Below are 24,477 nucleotides of genomic sequence, written 5' to 3'. Positions count from 1 at the left end.
TGGATAAAATTGCGAATGCTAACGATGATTAAGGCGGCAGTAAGATGGCGTTGATCGTACAAAAATTTGGTGGTACTTCAGTCGGCTCGCCTGAGCGCATTGAACAGGTTGCTGAGAAAGTAGCAAGGTTTCGTGCAGCGGGTGATGACATTGTCGTGGTGGTTTCCGCTATGAGCGGTGAAACCAACCGTTTGCTCGGCTTGGCCAAGCAAGTTTGCACAAGGCCGTCGCTGCGTGAGATGGATGTAATGATTGCCACTGGCGAGCAGGTCACCATTGCCTTGTTGGCCATTGCACTGAATAAAATTGGCGTGCCAGCAGTGTCCTTTACTGGCGCGCAGGTGCCGATTGTGACTGACAGTGAGCACGGTAAGGCGCGCATTTTAAGCATTGATGAGACTAAAGTTACAGCGCAACTCAAAGCCGGCAAAGTTGTTATCGTCGCAGGTTTTCAGGGTGTCGATGAGCAGGGCAATATCACCACTCTTGGTCGTGGAGGCTCTGATACCACCGCTGTCGCTTTAGCCGCTGCGCTGAAAGCCGACGAGTGCCAGGTCTATACCGATGTCGATGGTGTCTATACAACGGATCCGCGCGTTGTATCACGGGCCCAGCGTTTAGAGCGTATTACTTTTGAAGAAATGCTGGAAATGGCCAGTCTCGGCTCAAAGATTCTACAGTTACGTTCTGTCGAGTTTGCCGGTAAGTACAATGTACCGCTACGGGTATTGCATAGTTTTCAAGAGGGCCCGGGCACTCTAATTACCACTGATGATAATGAGGACAACATGGAACAGCCGATTATTTCTGGTATCGCCTTTAATCGCGACGAAGCCAAATTGACCATTCGTGGTGTTCCCGATACGCCAGGTGTTGCTTTCAAAATATTAGGGCCAATTAGTGCGGCGAATATTGATATCGATATGATCGTGCAGAACGTTGCCCAAGATAACACCACGGATTTCACTTTTACCGTTAATAATGTTGATTATGACAAAGCGCTTGATGTGCTACAGGCGACGGCCAAAGAAATCGGCGCAGGTGAAGTCAGTGGAACTACCAGCATCGCTAAGGTGTCCATTGTTGGTGTGGGTATGCGCTCACATCCTGGTGTTGCTAGCAGCATGTTTGAGGCATTAGCCAAAGAGAATATTAATATTCAGATGATCTCAACCTCAGAAATTAGAGTCTCTGTAGTCATTGATGAGAAATACGTAGAGCTAGCTGTGCGGGCGTTGCATACAGCCTTTGGTTTGGATGCGCCTGAAAAGTAACTCTGGTTAAAAAATCACAAGCGCGGCGAAGTTGCGGTGCTTGATTGTTTTATTAGCTAAGCAAGGCTCTTGGCTTGTTTAAGTTTGATTTTTAATGTTTTTTATTGCTGTGTAGGCGTATCGCGCGGCGATAATCATTTCATTATTTGTTGAGTTTTTCGTGCGAAAGCTGACTTCAAGATGGCTTGCTTAGTTTAGTAAATAAGCGGCATGCATTGTGTGCAAAAACACATGATAAGTGTACGCTGTTCATAACTTACAGATGCAGACTGTAAACCTAAATCGTGAAGCAAGGAGATAAGCAATGTTGATACTAACGCGTCGGGTCGGAGAGACACTGATGGTTGGTGATGAAGTAACTGTCACTGTACTGGGTGTCAAAGGTAATCAAGTTCGTATCGGTGTAAATGCGCCAAAAGAAATCGCTGTACACCGTGAAGAAATTTACCAACGTATCCAAAAAGAGAAAGAAGACAAAGAAGATCCAAGTATTTGATATTTTTTGATTTTTTGCTTTGCAATTTCTAAATAAATGGGTAATATACGCCCCGTGTTACGGAGAAGTGGCCGAGTGGCCGAAGGCGCTCCCCTGCTAAGGGAGTACACCTCAAAAGGGTGTCGAGGGTTCGAATCCCTCCTTCTCCGCCATATTTAGTATTGCAGAGCAAAGTTTTCAAAGAGTTTAAATTAAAAATAAAACTCCTTGATTATCAAGTAAATAGCTCTATAATACGCGCCACGTTGGACTCATAGCTCAGCTGGATAGAGTACTCGGCTACGAACCGAGCGGTCGGAGGTTCGAATCCTCCTGAGTCCACCATATTAAAAGATCTGATGCTAATCAGTGATTTTAAGTAATACCAGCGGTGATCTGGATAAGCACCAAATGGACTCATAGCTCAGCTGGATAGAGTACTCGGCTACGAACCGAGCGGTCGGAGGTTCGAATCCTCCTGAGTCCACCATATTAAAAAACCTGCATTTATTGCAGGTTTTTTTTTGCCCGTATTTTCTTGGTTGCAGTTTTCTTAGAGCTCGATTTTGCTGCCGCTGATTTTTGACTTAAGCGAACACAGCCGTGCTCATCAAAACGCACGCTACGTTTTTGTCCTTTGCCGCTACGGTAAGTAGCCGTCAGAACGCCATTGCTAATATCCTGTTTGAGTGGCTTGCCGAACATGCTTTCAACATCTGTTTGACTCATGCCGCTTTTCACTTGTTTGCGCACCATCGCGGTGCGACGCGCTTGAATATCGTAAGTGCCGCAAGGGTGAGCCTGCTCGCCGACCACGGTGACGCGAGTTGTGCGCTGCGCTGTTGATGTTTTTCCTTGTGTCGGCTCAATTACGTGTCTTGGCAGTGCTTTGATCAGCATTGGCTGCTGCAGTGCTTGTACGCTTTGTTCGGCGTCGCCAGGGCAGGCATTATCGGTAAAGGTGATTGCACCTTGCGTCGTAGTGCATTTGTAAACCTGGCTCGCTGCGAATGCAGGCGGGATGTCTAGGTGGTGAAGCAATAAAGTCAGGGCTAACACTTTTCTCATGCTGATCGTCCTTGTGATGAGTATGGCTGCGTATCCGTACGCTGCTGTTCAGTGTAGAAGATATTGTTTAGATGGCCAGTTGGCCGCGTGCTCTTAGCCATAAGACATAGCAATTGTTAGGTGCAATCAGCGAGTACAGTGGTATTATTAATGACTATATAAACCGGTGTAGAGCTGGTTGGTCATGATTTTTCAGTAGAAAGTATTTTTCCCATTGAGCAATCACCTGCATTCTTGATTATTCCTTTGCGATCGTCTCGCGCAAGGGTGGAGTACATCATCCATGTTAGAAGTTGAAGAGAGAAAACCACAAGAACGCCTGCATGAGCGTTTTTCTCAGGTGATTGAGCTCTTACAACGCCACAGGTTGATTGAGGAACAGGTTGCAAGGCAGGGCAGTGATAATCAAGAGCGTGTTGAAGAACTGGTACAGCAACAACATCTCGCTGAATTACAGCAGAAGCTGACTGAGTTACACCCCGCCGATATTGCCTACATCCTTGAAGCCTTGCCTTTAGCAGACCGTTTGACGGTCTGGCAGTTGGTGCGCGCCGAAAGCGATGGCGATATTCTCTTAGAAGTGTCTGACTCAGTGCGTGAGACGCTGATCGCGGACATGGATGAGCATGAGATCATCGCGGCGACCAAAGACTTAGATGCCGATGAGCTGGCAGACCTCGCGCCTGAACTGCCGCGTGATGTTGTGCAAGGCTTGATGGAGTCTTTGGATGAGCAGCAGCGTGAACGTGTACGTTCAGCACTCTCCTATGAAGACGAGCAAGTCGGCGCGATCATGGACTTTGAGATGGTGACCATTCGTGAGGATGTCACCCTTGAAGTGGTGTTGCGTTATTTACGTCGCCTCAAAGAGCTACCGGATCAAACCGATAAGCTTTTTGTCGTTGATATGGCCGGTATCCTCAAAGGTGTGCTGCCGATTAAGCGCTTATTAGTCAATGATCCTGAGCGCATGGTGCACGAGGTGATGGCTGATGATCCGGTGACTTTTTACCCGGATGAAGACGGCTCTTTTGCCGCGCAAGCATTCGAGCGTTATAACTTAGTTTCTGCACCGGTGATTGAAAAGAGCGGTAAGCTGATTGGTCGTTTGACCGTTGACGAAATGGTTGACTTGATTCGTGAAGAGTCCGAAAGCGAAGTGCTAAGCCGTGCCGGTTTACGTGAAGAGGAAGATATTTTTGCCTCGGTTTGGAAATCTCTAAAAAACCGTTGGGCGTGGCTAGCAATTAACTTAGTCACAGCCTTTGTAGCCTCGCGAGTGATTGGTTTATTTGAAGACTCTATTGAAAAATTGGTTGCATTGGCTGCACTGATGCCAATCGTTGCCGGGATTGGTGGAAATTCTGGTAATCAGACCATCACCATGATTGTGCGGGCGATGGCTTTAGATCAACTCTCAACGGGTAATACCTCGCGATTAATGCGCAAAGAGCTGGGTGTGGCCCTGATTAATGGTGTGATTTGGGGCAGTGTGATCGGTCTTGTGGCCTGGTTACTTTACGATAGTTGGTCGTTAGGTATGGTAATGACGGCTGCTATGACCTTGAACTTACTCTTGGCCGCTTTAATGGGAGTGATTATTCCGATGACGATGGTGCGATTAGGGCGTGATCCAGCTTTAGGGTCTAGTGTATTAATTACGGCAATGACTGACAGTGGTGGCTTCTTTATTTTCTTGGGTTTAGCGACAGTGTTTTTACTCTAGGGTTAAATAAAGGTTGGTAAAGAAGGTTAATCTAAGCAAAAAAGCATTCTAGTGTTTGCCAATAGGGTGTGGTTCGCGTTAATGTTCGGACGTTTTAGCTGTGAACTACTGACTACTGCGTCAGCTGCGGCATAGATTCAAATTATAATATTGCCCTGCAACTCAGGACATGGAGCTTATATGACTTCTCAGCAACTCCTTCTTGAAGGCGTTGAACTCATGTTTTTTGGCATGGGTCTCGTTTTTCTATTTTTGGTCTTACTGATTTACTGCATTAAAGGTATGTCTTTTGTTTTAGAGCGCTTAGCGCCAGAAGAAACCAATGTTGCAACAGCAGTGCCAACGCCAGTACAAAAAACTGGCACTAAAGCTGTTGATGCTGAGACCTTGCAAGCCATCCAAATTGCCATTAAACAGCACCGCGCCCGTCGCGGCTGAGTGTACCCATACGGAGTTTTCCTGATGACTGCTACAAAGCCACTCGGTATAACTGACGTTGTATTACGTGATGCTCACCAATCGATTTTAGCTACCCGTGTTCGTTTAGACGATATGTTGCCTATTGCTGGCAAACTTGACCAAATAGGTTTTTGGTCAGTTGAGTCTTGGGGTGGTGCGACCTTTGACGCCTGTATTCGTTATTTGGGTGAAGACCCGTGGGAACGTATTCGTGCGCTGAAAAAAGCCATGCCTAATACCCGTCAGCAGATGTTGCTGCGTGGTCAGAATTTACTAGGCTACCGTCACTACGCTGATGATGTGGTGGATAAGTTTGTTGAGCGTGCCGCTGTTAACGGAGTTGATGTATTCCGTGTGTTCGATGCGATGAACGATCCGCGTAACCTTGATCGCGCTTTAAAAGCGGTGAAGGCCAACGGTAAGCATGCGCAAGGTACAATTTCTTACACCACCAGCCCTGTGCATAACATGCAAATGTGGGTTGATCTGGCGAAGAAAATTGAAGACTTAGGTGCTGACTCGATTGCCATTAAAGATATGGCCGGTATTTTAACGCCCTATGTTGCTTATGAGTTGGTCAGTAAATTAAAGGCCAGTCTGTCGATTCCTATCCACATGCAGTGCCACGCAACAGCTGGTTTGTCTTCTGTAGCGATTTTGAAAGCAGTGGAAGCAGGGATTGATAACGTTGATACCTCGATTTCTTCAATGTCGATGACCTATGGTCATTCGCCAACCGAATCAGTGGTGGCAATGTTCCAGAACACTGAGCATGACACCGGTCTTGATCTGTTGCTCTTGGAAGAGGTCTCAGCGTATTTCCGCGAAGTGCGCAAAAAATATGCGAAATTTGAAGGCTCGCTCAAAGGTGTTGATTCACGCATCTTGGTTGCGCAAGTTCCAGGTGGCATGTTGACCAATATGGAAGGCCAGCTTAAAGAGCAGGGCGCCAGTGATAAATTTGATGAAGTATTGGCGGAAATTCCGCGAGTGCGTGAAGACTTAGGTTTTATTCCGTTAGTGACGCCAACCTCACAAATTGTTGGTACTCAAGCGGTGATCAACGTCCTGACTGGCGAGCGTTACAAGTCTATTACTAAAGAAACCGCTGGCGTATTAAAAGGCGAGTACGGTGCTGCTCCTGCGCCGTTTAATGCTGAACTGCAAGCGCGTGTATTAGATGGTCAGCAGGCGGTTGTCTGTCGTCCTGCTGATTTGCTGGATAACGAAGTGGAAAAACTCACCAGTGAGTTAACTGCTTTAGCCAAAGAGAAAAACATCCGCTTGGCTGACGATCTTATTGATGATGTGCTGACTTATGCGTTGTTCCCGCAAATCGGTCTGAAGTTTTTAGAAAATCGTGATAACCCTGATGCCTTTGAACCGGTACCTACGGGTAACGAAGTGCTCAATAGCCAAGGTGCCGGCCCGCAAGCTTACACCGTTGAAGTGAATGGCAAATCCTTTGTCGTACAAGTCAATGAAGGTGGTGACATTGAAGGTCTCAAACCTATTGGTGATGCGACTGTTTGTGAGCCAGAGCCGGTTGCTGCAGGTGCGGGTGACCCTCAAGGGGCGCCACTGGCTGGTAATATCTTTAAAGTCCTGGTTAAACCAGGTCAAGCCGTTGAAGAAGGTGACATTGTGATTATTTTAGAAGCCATGAAAATGGAAACTGAAATTCGCGCCTTCCGCCGTGGTGTCATTGGCAACGTCAACGTCAAAGTTGGTGATGCCGTTACAGTTGGCGATTGCCTACTGACAATAGGTTGAGGGCTAGATAATGGATAAGCTCTTAGGTCTATGGCAAAGCACCGGTATCTATCAGCTTGAGGCTGGTCAGGCCTTAATGATTGCTGTGTGTATGGGTTTGATTTTCTTAGCAATTCGCAAAGGCTTTGAACCGTTGCTGCTGATCCCGATCGGTTTTGGCGGCGTGCTCGCCAATATTCCGGCAGCGGGTATGGCGGAAACCGGTGGCTTATTGAATATGCTGTATGAGGTCGGTTTGCCCACCAGCGTATTCCCATTGCTGATTTTTATGGGCGTGGGGGCAATGACTGATTTTGGTCCGATGCTAGCCAACCCGAAAACTTTATTGCTGGGTGCTGCTGCGCAATTCGGTATCTTTGGTACCTTGTTGGGCGCTTTGGCGATTGGTATGTTGGGTATTCCAGGCTTGGAGTTCACTCTGAAAGAAGCAGCGTCGATTGCCATTATTGGTGGTGCCGATGGTCCGACTTCGATCTACGTGACTTCGCGCTTAGCGCCTGATTTGCTCGGACCGATTGCAGTAGCCGCGTACTCTTATATGGCCTTAGTGCCTTTAATTCAGCCGCCAATTATGCGCGCACTGACTACACCGGCGGAACGCTCCATTGTAATGTCGCAATTACGTCACGTCGGTCAGTCGGAAAAAATCGTATTCCCTCTGGTGCTGTGCCTGTTAATCGGCTTGTTGTTGCCTGATGCTGCGCCTTTAGTTGGCATGTTTGCTTTTGGTAACTTAATGCGCGAAAGCGGCGTAGTAGAGCGCTTAGCTGATACGTCTCGGAATGCTTTGATCAATATCGTCACTATTGCACTGGGTTTAACTGTTGGTTCTAAGCTCTCGGCTGAGTCATTCTTGCAAATGAAAACCTTAGGGATTTTATTGCTGGGGATGATTGCCTTCAGTGCTGGTACTGCAATGGGCGTGATCATGGCTAAAGTGATGAATAAGTTCAGTACTAACAAGATCAATCCATTGATTGGTTCTGCTGGGGTCTCTGCTGTGCCGATGGCTGCACGTGTGTCAAACAAGGTAGGGTTGGAGTCGAATCCACAAAACTTCTTGTTAATGCATGCGATGGGGCCGAACGTGGCAGGTGTGATTGGTTCTGCGGTGGCGGCAGGTGTATTGCTGAGTTTTGTTGGCTAATACAAAATAAGTAGTTTTTCAGCGTGACATAAAGGCTGTCTATTGAGACGGCCTTTATGGTTTTTGGGATCAGCTTTTATAAAGTGGACTGCTTCTTGCTTTGCTGTAAGGAGCAGGAGTTATTGCGTCAATATTTAGTATGTCAGCACCTGAATTAAAAAAGAGAACAATCTGTGAATAACACGCAACTTAAAACTAATATGCGCAGTGGTCTGTCGTTGCTTAAACAAGGCAACTTAGGCGTACCTCTGCTGTTGCTGGTTATTTTAGGAATGATGACGCTGCCCGTTCCGCCATTTCTACTTGACGTATTCTTTACTTTCAATATTGCTCTTTCAATTGTGGTTCTGCTGGTTGGCGTGTATGCCATGCGCCCATTAGATTTTGCTGCTTTTCCGACTATTTTGCTCGCCGCTACGTTGTTGCGTTTAGCTTTAAACGTAGCCTCTACGCGAGTGGTTTTGTTGCATGGACATGACGGTGGTGATGCGGCAGGCAAAGTGATTCAAGCCTTCGGTGAGGTGGTGATCGGCGGCAACTATGTTGTAGGTGCGGTTGTTTTCGCTATTTTGATGATCATTAACTTTGTTGTGGTAACCAAGGGTGCTGGTCGAATTTCCGAGGTGAGCGCACGCTTCACCTTGGATGCGATGCCAGGCAAACAAATGGCGATTGATGCTGACTTAAACGCCGGTCTAATTGATCAAGACGAAGCTAAAATTCGACGCAGCGATGTCGCCCAAGAAGCTGATTTTTACGGATCAATGGATGGTGCGAGCAAGTTTGTGCGCGGTGATGCTGTTGCAGGTTTGCTAATTCTATTCATTAACTTAATTGGTGGTATTGCGATCGGTATGGCCCAGCACTCCATGGGTTTTTTGGAAGCAGGTAAAGTCTATGCGTTATTGACTATAGGTGATGGTTTGGTCGCTCAAATACCCTCGCTGCTCTTGTCTACTGCAGCTGCGATTATGGTTACGCGGGTGACTACTTCGGAGGATATGGGGGAGCAAATCAATCGCCAGATGTTCACCTCACCAAAAGCTTTAGCGGTGTCTGCAGCTATTTTAATAGCTATGGGCTCAGTGCCTGGGATGCCGCATTTATCATTTATTGGCTTAGGATTGTTAGCTGCCGGTGGTGCATATTTAATTTGGCATCGCGAAAATAAAAAAGAGCTAGCGGTGGTCGCGCAAGAGAAGCGAGAGCTTGAGCAATTGCCGGCGCCTGTCAGTGCAGAAAACCGTGAGCTTGGCTGGGACGATGTAACCCCAGTTGATATGGTTGGTTTAGAAGTGGGTTATCGTTTAATTCCTTTGGTGGATCGCAATCAAGGCGGACAGTTATTAGCACGAATTAAAGGTGTACGTAAGAAGCTTTCACAAGATTTAGGCTTTTTGATGCCTTCGGTGCACATTCGAGACAACTTAGATCTATTGCCTAATGTTTACCGTTTAACCCTAATGGGTGTCAGTGTTGCTGAAGCTGAAGTGTATCCAGAGCGTGAGCTAGCAATCAATCCAGGACAGGTTTTTGGTACGCTCAATGGCGTGGCGACTCATGATCCTGCTTTTGGTCTCGAGGCTGTATGGATTGAACCAAGCCAGCGTGATCAGGCGCAGTCTTTAGGCTATACAGTCGTCGATGCCAGTACGGTAGTGGCAACTCATCTGAATCAAATTCTTAATAAGCATGCGCATGAGTTGCTAGGTCATGAGGAGGTACAGCAATTGATGCAGGTGCTTGCAAAAAGCTCACCCAAACTTGCAGAGGAGTTGGTGCCAGGTATGGTGTCGTTATCAACTTTGTTGAAAATCTTACAAAGCTTGTTGCAAGAACAGGTGCCTGTACGCGATATCCGTAGCATTGCAGAAGCCATTGCTGACACTGTTACGCGGAGTCAAGATCCTGACGCTATTGTTGCTGCAGTACGAGTTTCATTATCGCGGGCAATCGTGCAAAGCATTGTAGGGCTTGAGCCTGAGCTGCCTGTGATCACCTTGGAACCAAGGTTGGAACAGATATTGCTTAGTAGTATGCAGAAGGCTGGACAAGGTTCAAGTGAGGGTGTCCTCTTAGAACCGGGAATGGCTGAAAAACTACAGCAGTCTCTAATAGAGGCGGCGCAGCGTCAGGAAATGCTAGGCAAGCCAGTGGTGTTACTGGTTGCAGGACAGATTCGAGCGATGATGTCGCGTTTTGCTCGGTTAGCCGTACCCAATATGTATGTGTTGGCTTACCAAGAGATTCCGGATAACAAACAGGTCACTATCGTAGCGACGGTAGGACAAAATTAGTTGAGGGCTGACTTATGCAAGTCAAACGATATTTCGCAGCAGATATGCGTCAAGCAATGAATCGCGTACGGGAAGAGTTAGGCGCCGATGCGTCAATTATTTCCACGCGTCGCGTGGCTGGCGGTGTTGAGTTGACTGCAGCCCTTGATTATCAAGTGCAGTCATCTGTGTCACGTCCTAACCCTGCTTTAGAAGCTGAGCTGCGTAAAACTCAAGCGCAAATTTTAGAGGCGCAAGCGCGTTTACAAGCACAGGATGAAGATGAGCTACATGGCAAAGACCGTCAGTTGCTAGAGCAAGTTATGCAGCGTGTAGCACCGGTATCAGCTCCGCAAAATAATCATCATGAGCAAGCGGCTGCCTTCAATCAGCATGAATTTGCTGCAATGCGTTCTGAGTTAAACGGCTTACGTGAGCTGTTAGAGATGCAGTTGGGCAGTATGGCGTGGGGCCAGATGCGTACGCAGCAACCTGCTCAGGCCAGTTTATGGAAGCGTTTTCAGAAAATGGGATTGACAGCTGATATCGTTCGACCTGTGTTGCAAAAAGTTGCTGCAGAAAAAGATCAGCATAAAGCATGGCGCATGGCACTTGCGCATTTGACTCATGCTATACGCACGCCTAGCGTTGAGCCTATGCAAGAATCTGGAGTGATCGCTCTGGTTGGGCCTGCAGGTATGGGTAAAACCACTACTCTGGCAAAGTTAGCAGCGCGTTATGTGCTTGAGCATGGTGCGCAGCATATTGCTTTGGTCAGTATGGACAGCTACCGGATTGGTGCTCAAGAGCAGCTAAAAACGTTAGGACGGATTTTAAACATCCCTGTCAGCTATGTTGGGGATGGGCAGACGTTAACTTCAGTGTTACAACCTTTAGCGCACAAGCGCATTGTTCTTATTGATACTGCAGGCTTGCCAGCGAGTGATCCTGCTCTTGGTCTGCAGTTGGAAAGCTTGGCAGCGCGCGGTGTACAAGCCAAAAACTATTTAGTGATGGCGGCGACCAGTCAAGGTCAAGTATTGAAAGCTGCGTATCATGCATATAAACGTTGCGGTTTGGCAGGTTGTATCATTACCAAGCTGGATGAAGCGATAAGTATGGGAGAAGCATTAAGCATGGCCATTGGCCACGGTCTACCAGTGGCCTATACTACTGACGGTCCAAAGATCCCTGATGATTTACAAGTGCCGCGCAGCCATCAATTAATCAGTCGAGCTGTGCGTTTACAGAGTAGTGAGGAGCCAACAGAAGATATAATGGCGCAAATGTGCACAGGAACCTCATTGGCCTCACAATACGTGGGTTAGAGTTTAGCAACCAAGGTATTAAGTACAATGACAAGTCAACAGAAACAACCCGTGCAAGTGATCGCCGTTACAGGTGGTAAAGGTGGCGTTGGCAAAACTAACGTTTCCGTTAATCTTGCCCTCGCGCTGGCTGATCTAGGACGCAAAGTAGTTTTACTGGATGCGGACTTTGGTTTGGCCAATGTGGATGTTTTGCTTGGCTTACACCCTACGCACACTTTGGCTGATGTAATGGATGGAAAGTGCGATTTGCGTGACGTTTTGTTGGCGGGGCCGGGCGGCATCAAAATAGTTCCAGCTTCTTCTGGCACGCAAAGTATGGTGGAAATGAGTCCTATCCAGCATGCGGGCTTGATTCAGGCGTTTAGCGATCTTGGTGATAATATCGACGTATTGATCATTGATACTGCCGCAGGGATTGGTGACTCTGTCACAAGTTTTGTCCAAGCTGCACAAGAAGTGATTATGGTGGTTTGTGATGAGCCAACCTCCATAACCGATGCTTATGCTTTAATTAAGTTGTTAAATCGTAATCATGGTATGGGGCGATTTCGAGTATTAGCTAACATGGCGCACAGCCCACAAGAAGGGCGCAATTTGTTTAACAAACTGGTAAAAGTTACCGAGCGCTTCTTAGATGATGTGACTCTGCAATACTTAGGAGCGGTACCCTATGATGAAATGGTACGTAAAGCGGTACAAAAGCAGCGTGCTGTGTATGATGCTTTTCCACGTGCTAAATGTTCATTAGCATTTAAGGGGATGGCACAGAAGATTGACAGCTGGCCTTTACCAAGTACGCCGCGAGGCCATTTAGAGTTTTTTGTGGAGCGGTTAGTTAACCACACTGGAATGGAATAGCATGCATGACACGATCTAAAGGTCTGCAAATGTATAGCAAGGCACAAGGCACTGATGAGCAGTCTTTGCTAATTGAGCAACATGCACCATTGGTTAAGCGCATTGCTTACCATATGCTGGCGCGTTTGCCTGCTAGTGTGCAAGTTGAAGATTTAATCCAGGCAGGCATGATTGGTTTGCTGGAGGCCGCAAAAAAGTTTGATGCTAGCAAAGGTGCGAGTTTTGACACATTTGTCGGTATTCGAATTCGAGGAGCGATGCTTGATGATCTGCGTAAAGGTGATTGGACGCCACGCTCGGTACATCGCAATACTCGGATGGTCAGTGATGCAGTGCGTAAAGTCGAGTCAAAGACGGGGCGTGACGCTAAAGATTTAGAAGTAGCAGCCGAACTCAACTTAAGTTTGGATGAGTATTACACGATTCTAGGTGACACCCAGGGCAGTCGTTTATTCAGTTTTGATGATTTGCTTGATGATGGTAATCAGTTTGACACACATAGCACTCAACAAGAGCCTGGGCGTGATATTGAAAAGCAACATTTTCAACAAGCACTTACTGACGCTATTGCAGGATTGCCAGAACGCGAGCGCTTGGTGCTGTCATTGTATTATGATGAAGAATTAAACTTAAAAGAAATTGGTGAAGTGTTAGGGGTGAGTGAGTCGCGAGTCAGTCAGTTGCATAGCCAATGTGCGGCGCGCTTACGAGCACGGCTAACTGACTGGCGAACATAAACTCTACAGTTCACTTGTTCAATGATATAAGCATGCGGTCTTTTGACGAATTGAAGACTGAATTAAAAGGGCTTGGAGGTTAACTTGGATAAAAATATGAAAATCCTCATTGTTGATGATTTTTCAACGATGCGACGGATCATCAAGAACCTCTTGCGTGACCTTGGTTTTACAAACACAGCAGAAGCTGATGATGGTTCTACTGCGTTACCGATGCTGCAGAGTGGCAATTTTGATTTCTTGGTGACAGATTGGAATATGCCCATTATGAGTGGTATCGATTTGTTACGCGAAGTTCGTGCTGACGTCAAACTTAAGCATTTGCCGGTACTCATGGTTACGGCTGAAGCCAAGCGCGATCAAATTATTGAAGCAGCACAAGCAGGTGTGAATGGCTATGTGGTTAAGCCATTTACTGCACAAGTGCTGAAAGAGAAAATTGAAAAGATTTTTGAGCGGGTTAACGGCTAAATCAGTAGCTATGAGGCAATTATGGAACACAAAAATAGCACTGAGGCTGATTTTGCGTCCGCAGTAGCATTGCATGCTCCTCAGTTGCAAAAGAGTTTAGAAAAAGGTGACCTGCAAGAAGCTACTCGAATTATTGCGCAAATTAGCCAAGCTCGCGAACGTACTTTGTATATGGAAGTGGGGCGTCTGACTCGAGAGTTGCATAGCGCGATTATTGATTTTGATATTGATCCAAGTAATCCGCATGCTAAAGAGATGTCGCAAATTACGGATGCGTCTGAACGCTTACAGTATGTCGTAAAAATGACGGATCAAGCAGCGAACTGCGCGATTGATCTAGTTGAAGCAAGCGCCCCTTTAGTCAATTACATCAGTTATGAAGCGCAGAGTTTAATGGCTGATTGGCAGCGGTTTATGCGTAAAGATATGAAGGCTGATGAGTTTAGAGTGCTTGCGCGGCGTGTTGAAGAATTTTTGAGTCGAAGTCTGCATGATAGTGATCAACTGTCCGCCAATTTAAATGAAATATTGATGGCGCAAGGTTTTCAAGATTTAACAGGACAAGTGATTAAACGCGTTATGACTTTAATTACAGACATTGAAAATAACTTGCTGAAATTAGTCATAATGGCAGGACAGGTGGATCGTGCTGTTGGTATTGAGCACTCCACTGATGACTTGCGTAAAAAGTCTGCTAAAGAAAAAATCTCCAGCTCAGGTGAAGGTCCACAGATTCATGCCGATAAGCTTGATGATGTGGTTTCAGATCAGGTGGATGTAGATGATCTGCTGTCCAGTTTAGGGTTCTAGAGGAAGCGTACATGAGCTTTGATGCAGACGAAGAAATCCTCCAAGACTTTTTAGTGGAGGCTGGCGAGATTTTGGAACTGCTATCTGAACAGCTGGTTGAGCTGGAGGGTAGTCCTGATGACATGAACTTGCTCAACGCTATCTTTCGAGGTTTTCACACCGTCAAAGGTGGCGCAGGTTTTTTACAGCTCAATGAGTTAGTTGCATGCTGTCATATTGCAGAAAACGTTTTTGACATATTGCGCAAAGGTGAGCGCCGTGTTACTTCCGATTTAATGGATGTAGTGCTGCAGGCGTTAGATAGCGTCAATGCAATGTTCCAAGAAGTGCGAGAAGGTAAGCCCCTAACTCCTGCGACTGATGAATTATTAGAAGCTTTAGCGAGTTTAGCTGAACCCAGCACTGCTAATGAGCAGACTAATAATTCATCTAGTGCAATGAGTGCAGAAACAGCAGATCAAGTTGATGCGGAATTTGAACAACTGCTTGAGGCTATTCCTGCATCACACATTGCTCCATCTGTAGAGTCTTCATCGATGGACGATCTGATTACTGACGATGAGTTTGAAGCATTACTTGATCAATTGCATGGGCCTGTCACATCTGTAGCAAGTGTTGTCGAAGTTGCGACAGCAAAATCCAATGAAACAGTGGCTAATGCAGCATCCAATGAAATTACCGATGATGAGTTTGAAGCATTACTTGATCAGTTACACGGTGAAGGTAAGTTTAGTGTTGAAGATGCGAGTTCTTCTATAAAAGCAGAAGACAATGCTATGACGTCAACTACCACAACCAGTAGTGCCGCTGATCCGGCGTTAATCAGTGACGATGAGTTTGAGTCATTGCTTGATCAATTGCATGGCAAAGGTAAATTCAAAGTTACGGTAAAAAACTCTGAAGAATCTCCGGTTACGCCAGTAAATGACACGCCGGTCAAAAAAGATTCCGTTTCAGCTAAACCTGCTGCAATTGTAAAAACACCAGCAGCCACGGCAAAACCAGCAACAAGCCAAGCAACAGAAGTAGAAACGACTGTGCGTGTTGATACTGCGCGTCTAGATGACATCATGAATATGGTTGGCGAGTTAGTTCTTGTGCGTAATCGTTTGGTGCGTTTAGGGCTGAGTAGTGGCGATGAAACCATGGCTAAAGTTGTTGGCCATTTGGATGTAGTGACTGGAGATTTGCAATCAGCTGTGATGAAAACCCGAATGCAGCCGATTAAAAAAGTATTTGGACGTTTTCCTCGCTTGGTCCGCGATATGGCGCGTAACTTAAAGAAAGAAATTCGATTGGAGTTAGTAGGAGAAGAAACCGATCTTGATAAAAACCTTGTCGAAGCATTAGCTGATCCTTTGGTGCACTTGGTACGTAACTCTGTTGATCATGGCATTGAATCGCCTGCGGAGCGCGAGGCAGCAGGAAAAAGTCGAGAAGGCTGTGTGATTCTATCTGCTGCGCAAGAAGGTGATCATATTCAGTTGACGATCAGTGATGACGGCAAAGGAATGGATGCTAATGTGCTGCGAAACAAAGCAATTGAAAAAGGCATGCTAGAAAAAGAGGCTGCTGAACGTTTAACTGATCTTGAATGTTACAACTTGATTTTTGCGCCTGGTTTTTCAACCAAAACAGAAATCTCTGATGTTTCTGGACGTGGCGTTGGCATGGATGTGGTGAAAACTAAAATCACTCAACTCAATGGCACAGTAAATGTCTTCTCAACACCGGGTCAAGGTTCGCAAGTGGTGATTAAAGTGCCGCTTACCTTAGCCATTATGCCAACCTTAATGGTGATGCTGGGTAATCAAGCATTTGCATTTCCATTGGTTAATGTGAATGAGATTTTTCACTTGGATTTGTCACGCACCAACATTGTTGATGGGCAAGAAGTGGTCATAGTACGAGAAAAAGCGCTGCCGTTATTTTATCTGAAAAACTGGTTACTGCCTAAACAAGTGCATGCAGATCAAGTTGAAGGTCATGTGGTTATTTTAACCGTGGGTAATCAGCGGATTGGCTGTGTCGTTGATCAGCTGGTTGGCCAGGAAGAAGTGGTCATTAAACCGTTAGGGAAAATGCTCCATGGTACGCCAGGGATGTCAGGCGCGACTATCACCGGTGATGGCCGAATTGCTTTGATTTTAGATATACCTGGGTTGCTTAAAAACTACGGACAACGCTATTAAGTTTGCGTTAGTACTGACGCTATGCGCTTTGGAGAAAGTATGACGGTCAAGGTTTTAGTGGTTGATGATTCGGGCTTCTTTAGACGCAGGTTGACTGAAATACTCTCTTCGGATTCAAGCATCCAGGTTGTAGGGACGGCCTCTAATGGCCGCGAAGCAGTAGAGCAAACACTAGCATTGAAGCCTGACGTAATCACGATGGATTATGAGATGCCGGTTATGGACGGCATTACCGCAGTTAGAAACATTATGCAACGCAGCCCAACGCCAGTGCTTATGTTTTCCTCGTTAACGCATGAAGGTGCACGCGTTACCCTAGATGCTCTTGATGCTGGTGCTGTTGATTATCTGCCAAAGAATTTTGAGGATATTTCTAGAAACCCGCAGAAAGTGAAGCAGATGCTCTGCGATAAAATCCATGTTTTAGCAGCGAGTAATCGTCGCGCTTGGTCAAAATCAAGTACAGCAACGTCTCCCGTCCCAGATACTGTAATAAATAAAATACGACCAACTGTTGCGCCGCCAATAACTACGCGTAACGAGCCGGCAACAGCACTCAATACATTGCGCTCAAGAACGGTGGCAGCGGCGGTAAAAAGCCCATTAGCGCATACTGAAAACTCAGCATTAATAACTACCAGCAGCCCTAAACGCAAGGCATATCGTTTGCTTGCAATCGGTACATCCACTGGGGGACCTGTTGCTTTACAGCGTGTTTTGACACAATTACCAGCGAGTTTTCCCGCACCTATTGTCATTATTCAACACATGCCAGCAGCTTTCACTCATGCCTTTGCCGAACGTTTAAATAAACTTTGTAAAATAGATGTTAAAGAGGCCGAGGATGGAGATTTGTTACGTCCAGGTTTGGCCTTGTTGGCACCTGGCGGAAAACAAATGATGATTGATTCGCGTGGTACCGTGCGTGTTTTACCAGGTGATGATCGGCTAAATTACAAACCGTGCGTCGATATTACTTTTGGCTCGGCAGCAAAAGTTTTTAACGATAAAGTGCTTGCTGTGGTTCTCACAGGAATGGGTGCGGATGGTCGGGAAGGCGCACGCATGCTGAAACAATCAGGCAGCCAAGTATGGGCGCAAGATGAGGCCAGTTGTGTGATTTATGGCATGCCGATGGCCATTGTCAAAGCGGACTTGGCCGATGCCATTTATAGTTTAGATGATATTGGTGGGTATCTAGTTGAGGCTTGCAGCTAATGGATATGCTCAGCTTGATCGGTTTGGTAATGGCATTTGTAGCCATTATCGGCGGTAATTACTTAGAAGGTGGGCATATTGGTGCATTGATCAATGGTCCCGCAGCACTGATTGTTTTTGGTGGTACTTTTGGTGCAGCTTTATTACAAACGCCGGTCAGTCATTTTAAAAGAGCAATGCAAATCATCAGCTGGGTGATATTTCCACCACGCGTCAATATGCTTGATGCAATTAATCGTGTGATTGGTTGGAGTATGACTGCGCGTAAAGATGGTCTATTAGGCTTAGAGTCTGTCGCTGAGGCTGAAATGGACTTGTATGCGCAAAAAGGCTTACAGCTCTTAGTTGATGGGATGGAGTCTGAAGGCATTCGCAGTATTTTAGAAGTAGATCTTTACACCCAAGAAGATCGAGACTTACAAGCTGCGAAATTTTATGAATGCATGGGTGGTTATGCGCCCACTATTGGCATCATTGGTGCAGTAATGGGGCTGATTCACGTGATGGGTAACCTCGCTGATCCTTCGCAATTAGGAAGTGGTATTGCGGTAGCATTCGTCGCAACTATTTATGGTATTGGATCAGCAAACTTATTGTTTTTACCGGTTGCTAGCAAACTGAAAGTCTCTGTAATGCGTCAGTCACGCTACCGTGAGTTGCTTTTAGAAGGTATTTTATCTATTGCTGAAGGTGAGAATCCGCGCTCTATTGAGTTAAAGCTGCAAGGCTTTATGGAGTAATCATGGCTCGACGTCGTAGACCTGAAGAGCATATTAATCATGAACGCTGGTTAGTCTCATATGCTGACTTCATCACCTTGCTCTTTGCTTTTTTTGTTGTGATGTACTCAATATCTTCTATTAATGAAGGCAAATATAAAGTTCTTTCCGACTCAATGGAGGGGATTTTTAGTCAGCCAGAACGTTCTATAAAGCCTATTCCAATCGGTGATGAGCGTTTTAAGGGTCAAGCCAATCAAGAAGAAATGACTGCAACAGCAAGTGGGCAGTCGGATGATCCTTTAGTGAATATTGCTGAGCAAATTCGAGAACAGTTCACTGGCTTGCTAGGTGACGGGCAACTGCATATACGAGCTAACGAAATGTGGTTGGAACTGGAGTTAAGTTCAAGCCTGTTGTTTCCAAGTGGCGATGCGATACCACATCAGGATGCTTTTGACATTATTGAAAAAATATCGGCTATTTTAGCGCCTTTTGACAATCCTATTCAGGTCGAAGGTTTTACCGATAATATACCGATCAGTACCGCCCAATACCCAACAAACTGGGAACTCTCATCTGCGCGAGCAGCCAGTATCGTACGAATGTTGGCTATGGATGGAGTGCAACCTGAACGCTTGGCAGCAGTCGGTTATGGAGAATTTCAGCCAATTGCCGATAATGCTGATTCGGTAGGGCGTGCACGTAATCGGCGCGTAGTCTTAGTTATTTCTAAATTTACTGATAGCCGTCGCACTACAGTCACTCAAGCAAACCAGAACGCCGCGCCTTAAAAGACTGGCATATAGATTGCTATGTATTTGTTGAGTCAAAATTAAGTGCTTTTACGCCAAATAATTGGCAGTAACTCAAAAGTACAGATAAGACATTGAGCGTGGAGTATGCAATGAGAATCTGGGCCGTAGCTAACCAGAAAGGTGGTGTCGGTAAAACGACTACAACGCTTGCATTGGCAGGGCTGCTGGCAGACGCAGGTAAACGTGTCTTAGTGGTTGATCTTGATCCTCATGGTTCAATGACCAGTTATTTTGGGTATGATCCAGACACTATGGAGCATAGTTGTTACGATCTATTCCAACATGCAGGAAGTATTCCGCGTGGTTTGCCTGAACAACTGTTGCGCGATACCAGCCATGAAAATATTAAAATCTTACCCTCAAGTACTGCTCTTGCTGTCCTTGAGCGCCAATCTCCTGGGCAGGGTGGTCTAGGCTTAGTCATCAGTCGTACGTTAACTCAACTGTCTGATGAGTTTGATTTTGCCTTGATTGATAGTCCGCCTTTGCTGGGAGTTCTGATGGTAAACGCACTAGCAGCGAGCGAGTATTTGGTGATTCCTGTACAGACAGAATTTTTAGCCTTGAAGGGCTTAGAGCGAATGGTGAATACGCTAAAAATGATCAACAACTCTCGTAAGCAAGCTTTGCCATACAGTATTGTGCCAACCTTGTTTGATCGACGTACCCAAGCCTCTATGATCGCGCTACGAATGCTCAAGAAGCAATATCCAGAAACCTTGTGGCAAGCGTACATTCCAATTGATACGCGTTTACGCGACGCTAGTCGTGAGGGCTTAGTGCCTTCACGATTTGATAAAAACAGCCGTGCAATGTTGGCGTATCGAGCTCTACTCAAACATATATTGGCTAAGCTTTTTGAGCCCTTACCCATTAGCCAGTCAATAGACTCTGACAGCAAGGTGCATAGCCAATAATGACCGCACTGATTTGTATGGACGACAGGAATAGCGTATGAGTAAGCATACCCAGCACATTGCACTGCAACAGTATTTAAATGCATTGTTAGATGATGAGTCAGAAGCTGCTCTTCAACGGGTTTCATCTTCAGCTCCTTCAGAGTTGTCCTTTCTAGACGAACCGCAGTCTGATTTATTATCGCCTGTATTACCTCTGCGCGAGCCTTTGTTTAGCGATGAAGAGCTAGAACGCTTACCTGTATCTATTCCAATTGCAGAGACAGTGCAAATAGAGACTATGGAAATAAGCGCGCCACCAACTCTAGATGAGACATTAAAACAAGTCGCATGGTCTGATGTGCCATTTGAATGTTTATTGTTTGATGTGGCAGGACTGACGTTAGCAGTACCTTTGGCAGCTTTAGGTAGCATCTATTCATTTAAACCTACTGAGCTGACCCCAATATTTGCTCAACCGGATTGGTTTATTGGGCTATTACCTGCACAAAGTGGTAATTTAAAGGTATTAGAAACAGCGCGGTGGGTGATGCCGGAGCGCTATACTGCCGATATGCGTGAAGACTTAAGCTATGTTATTTCTATTAATGGTTTTGATTGGGGTTTAGCTGTTCATCAGGTTCGAAACGCTATTCGACTAGAGCCTCATCAAGTAAAGTGGCGAACTCAGCGCGGTCAGCGCTCATGGTTAGCTGGAACAGTTATTGAACATATGTGCGCGCTATTGGATGTTGAGGTTTTAGCAAAATTAATTAGCCAACCAGCAACAGTTTAATAAGTCACAAAATTAAATATAAGAGCTAAGGTAAAAGACAGTAAACAATGATTACAGTGTCAGCCTAGCGCTTTAAACAAGGGGAATAACAATGCAAAAATCATCGGCACACAGTAGTGATGACCCTATTTTACAGTGGGTAACATTTCGTCTTGATAATGAGACCTATGGCGTTAATGTTATGCAGGTACAGGAGGTGTTGCGTTACTCCGAGATTGCTCCTGTACCGGGCGCTCCTAGTTATGTTCTGGGAATCATTAATTTACGCGGTAATGTAGTGACTGTAATTGATACTCGGCAACGTTTTGGCCTACCGCCAGCAGAGGTGGGTGACAATACTCGCGTGGTTATCATTGAGGTTGATAAACAAGTCATTGGTATTTTAGTTGATAGCGTGGCAGAGGTGGTTTATTTACGTCAGTCTGAAATAGAAACAGCTCCTAATGTTGGCAACACTGATGCCGCTAAATTTATTCAAGGCGTTTGTAATAAAAATGGTGAGTTGCTGATTCTAGTTGAGCTGGAAAAAATGATGAGTGAAGAAGAATGGACGGAGTTGGATTCTCTGTAATGATGTTTGCAGTGTTGCTGCTATCTGTGCTGTGCATTGGCAATAGTTTTGCCTTGTACAGTATGTGGAGAGCGAAGCGGCGTGCTGACGATTTATATGCGCAGCAAATGAAGCAGATACAGCAACATACCCAAGCCTTCAAAGATTTGAATCGGCGTTTAGACACTTATTTATCAGGCAGTATGCGCATGGGAGAGGAGTTGTATGAATTACAAAAAAGTATTGCACCTTTGCCGGAGAAAATTTTGCGCATGGAGCAGCGTGACTTGAGTAGCTTGTCTTTTACTCAGGCTGCGAGATTAGTTGGATTAGGTGCCAGCACTGAAGACCTTAAACAGTCATGTGGTTTAAGCCAATCAGAGGCAGAGTTATTGCTACGTATGCATGGTAAGAGCGAATCTCCTTAAGAGTTTAGCTCGAGCATAAAGATCAATAAAAAAGGCCGACTTTTTCAAGTCGGCCTTTTTGCCTTAGCAAGTAATATTACTTGCGGCTGGCTTTTTCTAACATACGCAGAGCGCGTTCGTTAGCTTCGTCAGCAGTTTGCTGAGCACGCTGAGCAGCGGTCATCGCTTCGTCAGCTTTGCTGTACGCTTCGTCAGCGCGAGCTTGTGCACGTGCAACTGAATCTTCAGTCGCAGTTAAACGTGCTTCAGTTTCAGTGGCAACGCTGCTGCAACCAGTCGCTAAAACGGCAGCGAAAGCTAATGCAGAAAATTTTAGAACATTATTCATATTGTTCCCCTTAGTATGGGTTATCCATGGAAGCAACTTATCAAATGATAAGCTGACTGTTGTATATGTTACGCATTCGTTTGATTAAGTAAACTAGTAGAAGGGGCAGAATGAGATTTTTTTTGCATGCTTGCTCAATAAATGTACAAAAAATGCTAAATAAATACGTAAAGCTCATCTTCAGTGTTGGCGCAGGCTGTATGGCATTATTAGTTGTGTTTTAATCAGGATAAGCTTGAGACATGAATCAATGGTTTCTTTTATTTTCTTTACAGTAAGGCAGGCCTGTGACCGATAAACCAGTTGCCTATTTCTTGGCTAAGATTTTATTAAGCATCCTTCTTTTATGTGGATCATCGGTCATTCAAGCCAAGAATGAACTGGTGTTATCAGGTTGCCCACAAGAGGCTATCGCTCTAACACCTTTCTTCCAGATTGTTCATGACAACACTGGGCTAATGCAGCGCGATGACATCGATCAGCTAGCAGATTCTCAATGGCAGCCACAGCGTATCCTTTTGCTGAGTGGGCTAACCATCAACGTATACCGAGCTTACCTATTATGTTGACGGCGCATAGCCGCATAACCCTGTATTTGCGCACAAGCAGTAGAGAGGGATTTATTGTACAGCCACAGCTACTTTCTCAGCAGGCACTGATTAAGCAGCGGATAGTAGACACTTTTGTAGACGGCATGCTCGCGGGTGTTATTATTTTATTGATTGTCTTTAGCCTGTTAATGGGTTACTTCTTTCGCTCAAGTATTGCTCTACTACATGCCGCTTCAATCACCTTATACGCACTTTATATCGCAGTTGCTGAAGGCTACGCATTTATTTATGGCCACAAGCACTTGGTTGGAATGTGCAGGCAGCACTGATTACAGAAACTTTAATTCGTGTCATCGCAATCGGCTATGTGCGTATTTTATTACGTGTTAAAGAGCAGCCTTACGCGATCGGCATCTTGATGAGTACTGTGCAACTCGGTTTAATACTGCTGCTGTTTTTGCGATTGTTGTTTGTGCAAGAACAATGGCTTATTTATGGTGGCACTCTGAGTGTTCTGTTAACACTATCTATTGCGCTGGTTGTTGTTGCTGCAATCTATACAAATCTGCACTTCAGACTGTCTACGAACTGGCCTAGCTTTGCTTTAGTTATAGCGTTTGTTGCGCAGAACGTCCTTTTGGCATTGTTTAATGTGGACGCAATTCAGCTTTCTCCCACAGCATATTCTTGGCTGTTTATTTCTGTTTTGCCGGCCACACTTTTATTGGGTTACACCTTCGTCAGTCAGATTGTATTGGTACGGCAAAGAGAGCAGAGTGCTTTAGCTGATGTCGAACAGCTAAAGCGCGTGGAGCATGAGATTTTCGAACAGCGCGTGGAGATGCGCACGCAGCAATTACGCAATGCGCTAAGTAATCAAAATTTGCTACTTGCCCGAATCAGTCATGATTTACGCAGCCCCTTGCAGCATGTCATTCGCGATGCCCGCGTGTTGCAAGCCAATAGTGCTCAGGCTGTACAGTATGGCCAGAGTATTCAACGTTCTGCTCAGCAGCAATTGGAGTTGATAGATGAGCTTCTGGAGTTTTCGCGTGGCGAGCTCAAACAGTTAGAGTTGTTAGTTGCGCCTGGCTATCTGTTTGGTTTTTTACGAGAGATAGAAGAATCAGGCATTTTTTTAGCCGAGCGTAATAACAATATTTTTAGCAGCGTTATTGCTGATGATCTACCGTTATTGGTTAATGCTGATTTTCGAAGGTTACGCCAAGTCATTATTAACCTGCTCGCCAATGCTGCTAAATTTACGCAGCAAGGAGAGATTGTCTTTGCGGTTAATTTAATCAAGCACAATAAACAGACGGGTTACGCAGACTTGCAGTTTGTTGTCTCTGATAACGGCATTGGTATGCCTAAGGCTGAGTGAGAGAGCTTATTACAACCTTTTGCACGAGGTGAAAACAGCACTCTGTATGAAGGAGCGGGGCTGGGCTTGTACATTGTGCGCCAATTATTAGACAGCATGAACAGTGAGCTGTTGTTTGAAAGCGCAGAGCAAAAGGGTGTTCGTTGCAGCTTTACTTTGCATTTGCAATTAGCCGCTGAGCAAGAACTTGAA

Annotated in this window: 23 protein-coding genes, 3 tRNA genes and 1 pseudogene; 25 read left to right on the top strand and 2 right to left on the bottom strand. The window is 45.6% G+C overall.

The genetic code is table 11. From position 1 onward, the window contains the following. The first annotated feature begins 44 nt into the window (after nt 1-44). The 5 genes from H591_RS0103365 (at nt 45) to H591_RS0103345 (ending at nt 2,239) form a co-directional block, all read left to right on the top strand. A complete protein-coding gene (locus H591_RS0103365; protein WP_022965533.1) occupies nt 45-1,274 on the top strand; it encodes an aspartate kinase in 1,230 nt (409 codons plus the stop codon). A gap of 304 nt (nt 1,275-1,578) precedes the next feature. Further along, nucleotides 1,579-1,770 carry a carbon storage regulator CsrA gene (gene csrA / locus H591_RS0103360; RefSeq protein ID WP_022965532.1) on the top strand — a complete coding sequence of 64 codons (192 nt, stop codon included), beginning with the start codon at nt 1,579-1,581 and terminating at the stop codon, nt 1,768-1,770. A gap of 61 nt (nt 1,771-1,831) precedes the next feature. Continuing rightward, nucleotides 1,832-1,922: transfer RNA gene (locus H591_RS0103355), tRNA-Ser, on the top strand. 95 nt (nt 1,923-2,017) lie between these two features. Then, a tRNA-Arg gene (locus tag H591_RS0103350) sits at nt 2,018-2,094 on the top strand. A gap of 68 nt (nt 2,095-2,162) precedes the next feature. Then, a tRNA-Arg gene (locus tag H591_RS0103345) sits at nt 2,163-2,239 on the top strand. A 17-nt stretch (nt 2,240-2,256) separates the two neighbouring features. Here H591_RS0103345 and H591_RS15680 read toward each other — a convergent pair. Next, entirely contained in the window at nt 2,257-2,817 is a 561-nt protein-coding gene (locus H591_RS15680) for a DUF4124 domain-containing protein (RefSeq protein ID WP_022965531.1), read from the bottom strand. A gap of 283 nt (nt 2,818-3,100) precedes the next feature. Between H591_RS15680 and mgtE the strand changes: the two genes are divergently transcribed. The 18 genes from mgtE (at nt 3,101) to H591_RS0103250 (ending at nt 22,022) form a co-directional block, all read left to right on the top strand. Then, a complete protein-coding gene (mgtE, locus tag H591_RS0103335) occupies nt 3,101-4,543 on the top strand; it encodes a magnesium transporter (RefSeq protein WP_022965530.1) in 1,443 nt (480 codons plus the stop codon). Between the two features lie 180 nt (nt 4,544-4,723). Next, nucleotides 4,724-4,981, top strand: coding sequence for an OadG family protein (locus H591_RS0103330; protein WP_022965529.1), 258 nt, complete (start codon nt 4,724-4,726; stop codon nt 4,979-4,981). A gap of 24 nt (nt 4,982-5,005) precedes the next feature. Continuing rightward, on the top strand, nt 5,006-6,775 hold the full coding sequence (oadA, locus tag H591_RS0103325) for a sodium-extruding oxaloacetate decarboxylase subunit alpha (RefSeq protein ID WP_022965528.1): 1,770 nt from the start codon (nt 5,006-5,008) through the stop codon (nt 6,773-6,775). Between the two features lie 10 nt (nt 6,776-6,785). Beyond that, nucleotides 6,786-7,922 carry a sodium ion-translocating decarboxylase subunit beta gene (locus H591_RS0103320; RefSeq protein WP_022965527.1) on the top strand — a complete coding sequence of 379 codons (1,137 nt, stop codon included), beginning with the start codon at nt 6,786-6,788 and terminating at the stop codon, nt 7,920-7,922. Between the two features lie 173 nt (nt 7,923-8,095). Further along, nucleotides 8,096-10,219 carry a flagellar biosynthesis protein FlhA gene (flhA, locus tag H591_RS0103315; RefSeq protein WP_022965526.1) on the top strand — a complete coding sequence of 708 codons (2,124 nt, stop codon included), beginning with the start codon at nt 8,096-8,098 and terminating at the stop codon, nt 10,217-10,219. 14 nt (nt 10,220-10,233) lie between these two features. Beyond that, a complete protein-coding gene (gene flhF / locus H591_RS0103310; RefSeq protein WP_022965525.1) occupies nt 10,234-11,526 on the top strand; it encodes a flagellar biosynthesis protein FlhF in 1,293 nt (430 codons plus the stop codon). A gap of 27 nt (nt 11,527-11,553) precedes the next feature. Further along, nucleotides 11,554-12,387, top strand: coding sequence for a flagellar synthesis regulator FleN (gene fleN / locus H591_RS0103305; RefSeq protein WP_022965524.1), 834 nt, complete (start codon nt 11,554-11,556; stop codon nt 12,385-12,387). Nucleotides 12,388-12,392: 5 nt separating this feature from the next. After that, nucleotides 12,393-13,124 (top strand): RNA polymerase sigma factor FliA, encoded by a 732-nt coding sequence (locus H591_RS0103300; RefSeq protein ID WP_022965523.1) that lies wholly within the window; start codon nt 12,393-12,395, stop codon nt 13,122-13,124. Nucleotides 13,125-13,220: 96 nt separating this feature from the next. Further along, the gene (locus H591_RS0103295; protein WP_022965522.1) at nt 13,221-13,595 is read left to right on the top strand and encodes a chemotaxis response regulator CheY; all 375 of its coding nucleotides are present in this window, start codon (nt 13,221-13,223) and stop codon (nt 13,593-13,595) included. Between the two features lie 21 nt (nt 13,596-13,616). Then, nucleotides 13,617-14,405 carry a protein phosphatase CheZ gene (locus tag H591_RS0103290; protein WP_022965521.1) on the top strand — a complete coding sequence of 263 codons (789 nt, stop codon included), beginning with the start codon at nt 13,617-13,619 and terminating at the stop codon, nt 14,403-14,405. Nucleotides 14,406-14,416: 11 nt separating this feature from the next. Continuing rightward, nucleotides 14,417-16,597, top strand: coding sequence for a chemotaxis protein CheA (locus H591_RS0103285; RefSeq protein WP_022965520.1), 2,181 nt, complete (start codon nt 14,417-14,419; stop codon nt 16,595-16,597). 39 nt (nt 16,598-16,636) lie between these two features. Then, nucleotides 16,637-17,815, top strand: coding sequence for a protein-glutamate methylesterase/protein-glutamine glutaminase (locus H591_RS0103280; RefSeq protein WP_022965519.1), 1,179 nt, complete (start codon nt 16,637-16,639; stop codon nt 17,813-17,815). Further along, a complete protein-coding gene (locus H591_RS0103275; RefSeq protein WP_022965518.1) occupies nt 17,815-18,555 on the top strand; it encodes a flagellar motor protein in 741 nt (246 codons plus the stop codon). Before H591_RS0103280 ends, H591_RS0103275 begins: the two co-directional genes overlap by 1 nt. 2 nt (nt 18,556-18,557) lie before the next feature. Then, nucleotides 18,558-19,328, top strand: coding sequence for a flagellar motor protein MotD (gene motD, locus H591_RS14720; RefSeq protein ID WP_022965517.1), 771 nt, complete (start codon nt 18,558-18,560; stop codon nt 19,326-19,328). Nucleotides 19,329-19,441: 113 nt separating this feature from the next. After that, nucleotides 19,442-20,269: a ParA family protein gene (locus H591_RS14715; RefSeq protein WP_022965516.1), complete on the top strand. Its 828-nt coding sequence runs from the start codon at nt 19,442-19,444 to the stop codon at nt 20,267-20,269. 37 nt (nt 20,270-20,306) lie between these two features. Next, entirely contained in the window at nt 20,307-21,044 is a 738-nt protein-coding gene (locus H591_RS0103260) for a chemotaxis protein CheW (protein WP_022965515.1), read from the top strand. Between the two features lie 91 nt (nt 21,045-21,135). Further along, entirely contained in the window at nt 21,136-21,615 is a 480-nt protein-coding gene (locus tag H591_RS0103255; RefSeq protein ID WP_022965514.1) for a chemotaxis protein CheW, read from the top strand. Next, the gene (locus H591_RS0103250) at nt 21,615-22,022 is read left to right on the top strand and encodes a DUF2802 domain-containing protein (protein ID WP_022965513.1); all 408 of its coding nucleotides are present in this window, start codon (nt 21,615-21,617) and stop codon (nt 22,020-22,022) included. Before H591_RS0103255 ends, H591_RS0103250 begins: the two co-directional genes overlap by 1 nt. A gap of 76 nt (nt 22,023-22,098) precedes the next feature. Here H591_RS0103250 and H591_RS0103245 read toward each other — a convergent pair whose 3' ends face one another. Continuing rightward, entirely contained in the window at nt 22,099-22,350 is a 252-nt protein-coding gene (locus tag H591_RS0103245) for an Lpp/OprI family alanine-zipper lipoprotein (RefSeq protein ID WP_022965512.1), read from the bottom strand. A 496-nt stretch (nt 22,351-22,846) separates the two neighbouring features. Between H591_RS0103245 and H591_RS15675 the strand changes: the two genes are divergently transcribed. Then, entirely contained in the window at nt 22,847-23,230 is a 384-nt protein-coding gene (locus tag H591_RS15675) for a hypothetical protein (RefSeq protein ID WP_051145780.1), read from the top strand. 89 nt (nt 23,231-23,319) lie between these two features. After that, a pseudogene (locus tag H591_RS16255) lies at nt 23,320-24,441 on the top strand (sensor histidine kinase); the annotation flags it as partial. Between the last annotated feature and the right edge of the window lie 36 nt (nt 24,442-24,477).

It is taken from the genome of Denitrificimonas caeni DSM 24390 (genome assembly GCF_000421765.1).
Classification (GTDB): domain Bacteria; phylum Pseudomonadota; class Gammaproteobacteria; order Pseudomonadales; family Pseudomonadaceae; genus Denitrificimonas; species Denitrificimonas caeni.
This window is presented reverse-complemented; position numbering and strand designations above follow the sequence as displayed.

Coding starts and splice junctions, on each gene's coding strand:
- csrA (WP_022965532.1), top strand. CDS start 1,579: ATGTTGATACTAACGCGTCGGGTCGGAGAGACACTGATGGTTGGTGAT.
- fleN (WP_022965524.1), top strand. CDS start 11,554: ATGACAAGTCAACAGAAACAACCCGTGCAAGTGATCGCCGTTACAGGT.
- H591_RS15675 (WP_051145780.1), top strand. CDS start 22,847: ATGGCAGCCACAGCGTATCCTTTTGCTGAGTGGGCTAACCATCAACGT.
- H591_RS0103290 (WP_022965521.1), top strand. CDS start 13,617: ATGGAACACAAAAATAGCACTGAGGCTGATTTTGCGTCCGCAGTAGCA.
- H591_RS0103245 (WP_022965512.1), bottom strand. CDS start 22,350: ATGAATAATGTTCTAAAATTTTCTGCATTAGCTTTCGCTGCCGTTTTA.
- H591_RS0103250 (WP_022965513.1), top strand. CDS start 21,615: ATGATGTTTGCAGTGTTGCTGCTATCTGTGCTGTGCATTGGCAATAGT.
- flhF (WP_022965525.1), top strand. CDS start 10,234: ATGCAAGTCAAACGATATTTCGCAGCAGATATGCGTCAAGCAATGAAT.
- H591_RS0103320 (WP_022965527.1), top strand. CDS start 6,786: ATGGATAAGCTCTTAGGTCTATGGCAAAGCACCGGTATCTATCAGCTT.
- H591_RS0103330 (WP_022965529.1), top strand. CDS start 4,724: ATGACTTCTCAGCAACTCCTTCTTGAAGGCGTTGAACTCATGTTTTTT.
- H591_RS0103365 (WP_022965533.1), top strand. CDS start 45: ATGGCGTTGATCGTACAAAAATTTGGTGGTACTTCAGTCGGCTCGCCT.
- H591_RS0103280 (WP_022965519.1), top strand. CDS start 16,637: ATGACGGTCAAGGTTTTAGTGGTTGATGATTCGGGCTTCTTTAGACGC.
- motD (WP_022965517.1), top strand. CDS start 18,558: ATGGCTCGACGTCGTAGACCTGAAGAGCATATTAATCATGAACGCTGG.
- H591_RS0103275 (WP_022965518.1), top strand. CDS start 17,815: ATGGATATGCTCAGCTTGATCGGTTTGGTAATGGCATTTGTAGCCATT.
- oadA (WP_022965528.1), top strand. CDS start 5,006: ATGACTGCTACAAAGCCACTCGGTATAACTGACGTTGTATTACGTGAT.
- H591_RS15680 (WP_022965531.1), bottom strand. CDS start 2,817: ATGAGAAAAGTGTTAGCCCTGACTTTATTGCTTCACCACCTAGACATC.
- H591_RS0103295 (WP_022965522.1), top strand. CDS start 13,221: ATGAAAATCCTCATTGTTGATGATTTTTCAACGATGCGACGGATCATC.
- H591_RS0103255 (WP_022965514.1), top strand. CDS start 21,136: ATGCAAAAATCATCGGCACACAGTAGTGATGACCCTATTTTACAGTGG.
- H591_RS14715 (WP_022965516.1), top strand. CDS start 19,442: ATGAGAATCTGGGCCGTAGCTAACCAGAAAGGTGGTGTCGGTAAAACG.
- H591_RS0103260 (WP_022965515.1), top strand. CDS start 20,307: ATGAGTAAGCATACCCAGCACATTGCACTGCAACAGTATTTAAATGCA.
- H591_RS0103300 (WP_022965523.1), top strand. CDS start 12,393: ATGACACGATCTAAAGGTCTGCAAATGTATAGCAAGGCACAAGGCACT.
- H591_RS0103285 (WP_022965520.1), top strand. CDS start 14,417: ATGAGCTTTGATGCAGACGAAGAAATCCTCCAAGACTTTTTAGTGGAG.
- mgtE (WP_022965530.1), top strand. CDS start 3,101: ATGTTAGAAGTTGAAGAGAGAAAACCACAAGAACGCCTGCATGAGCGT.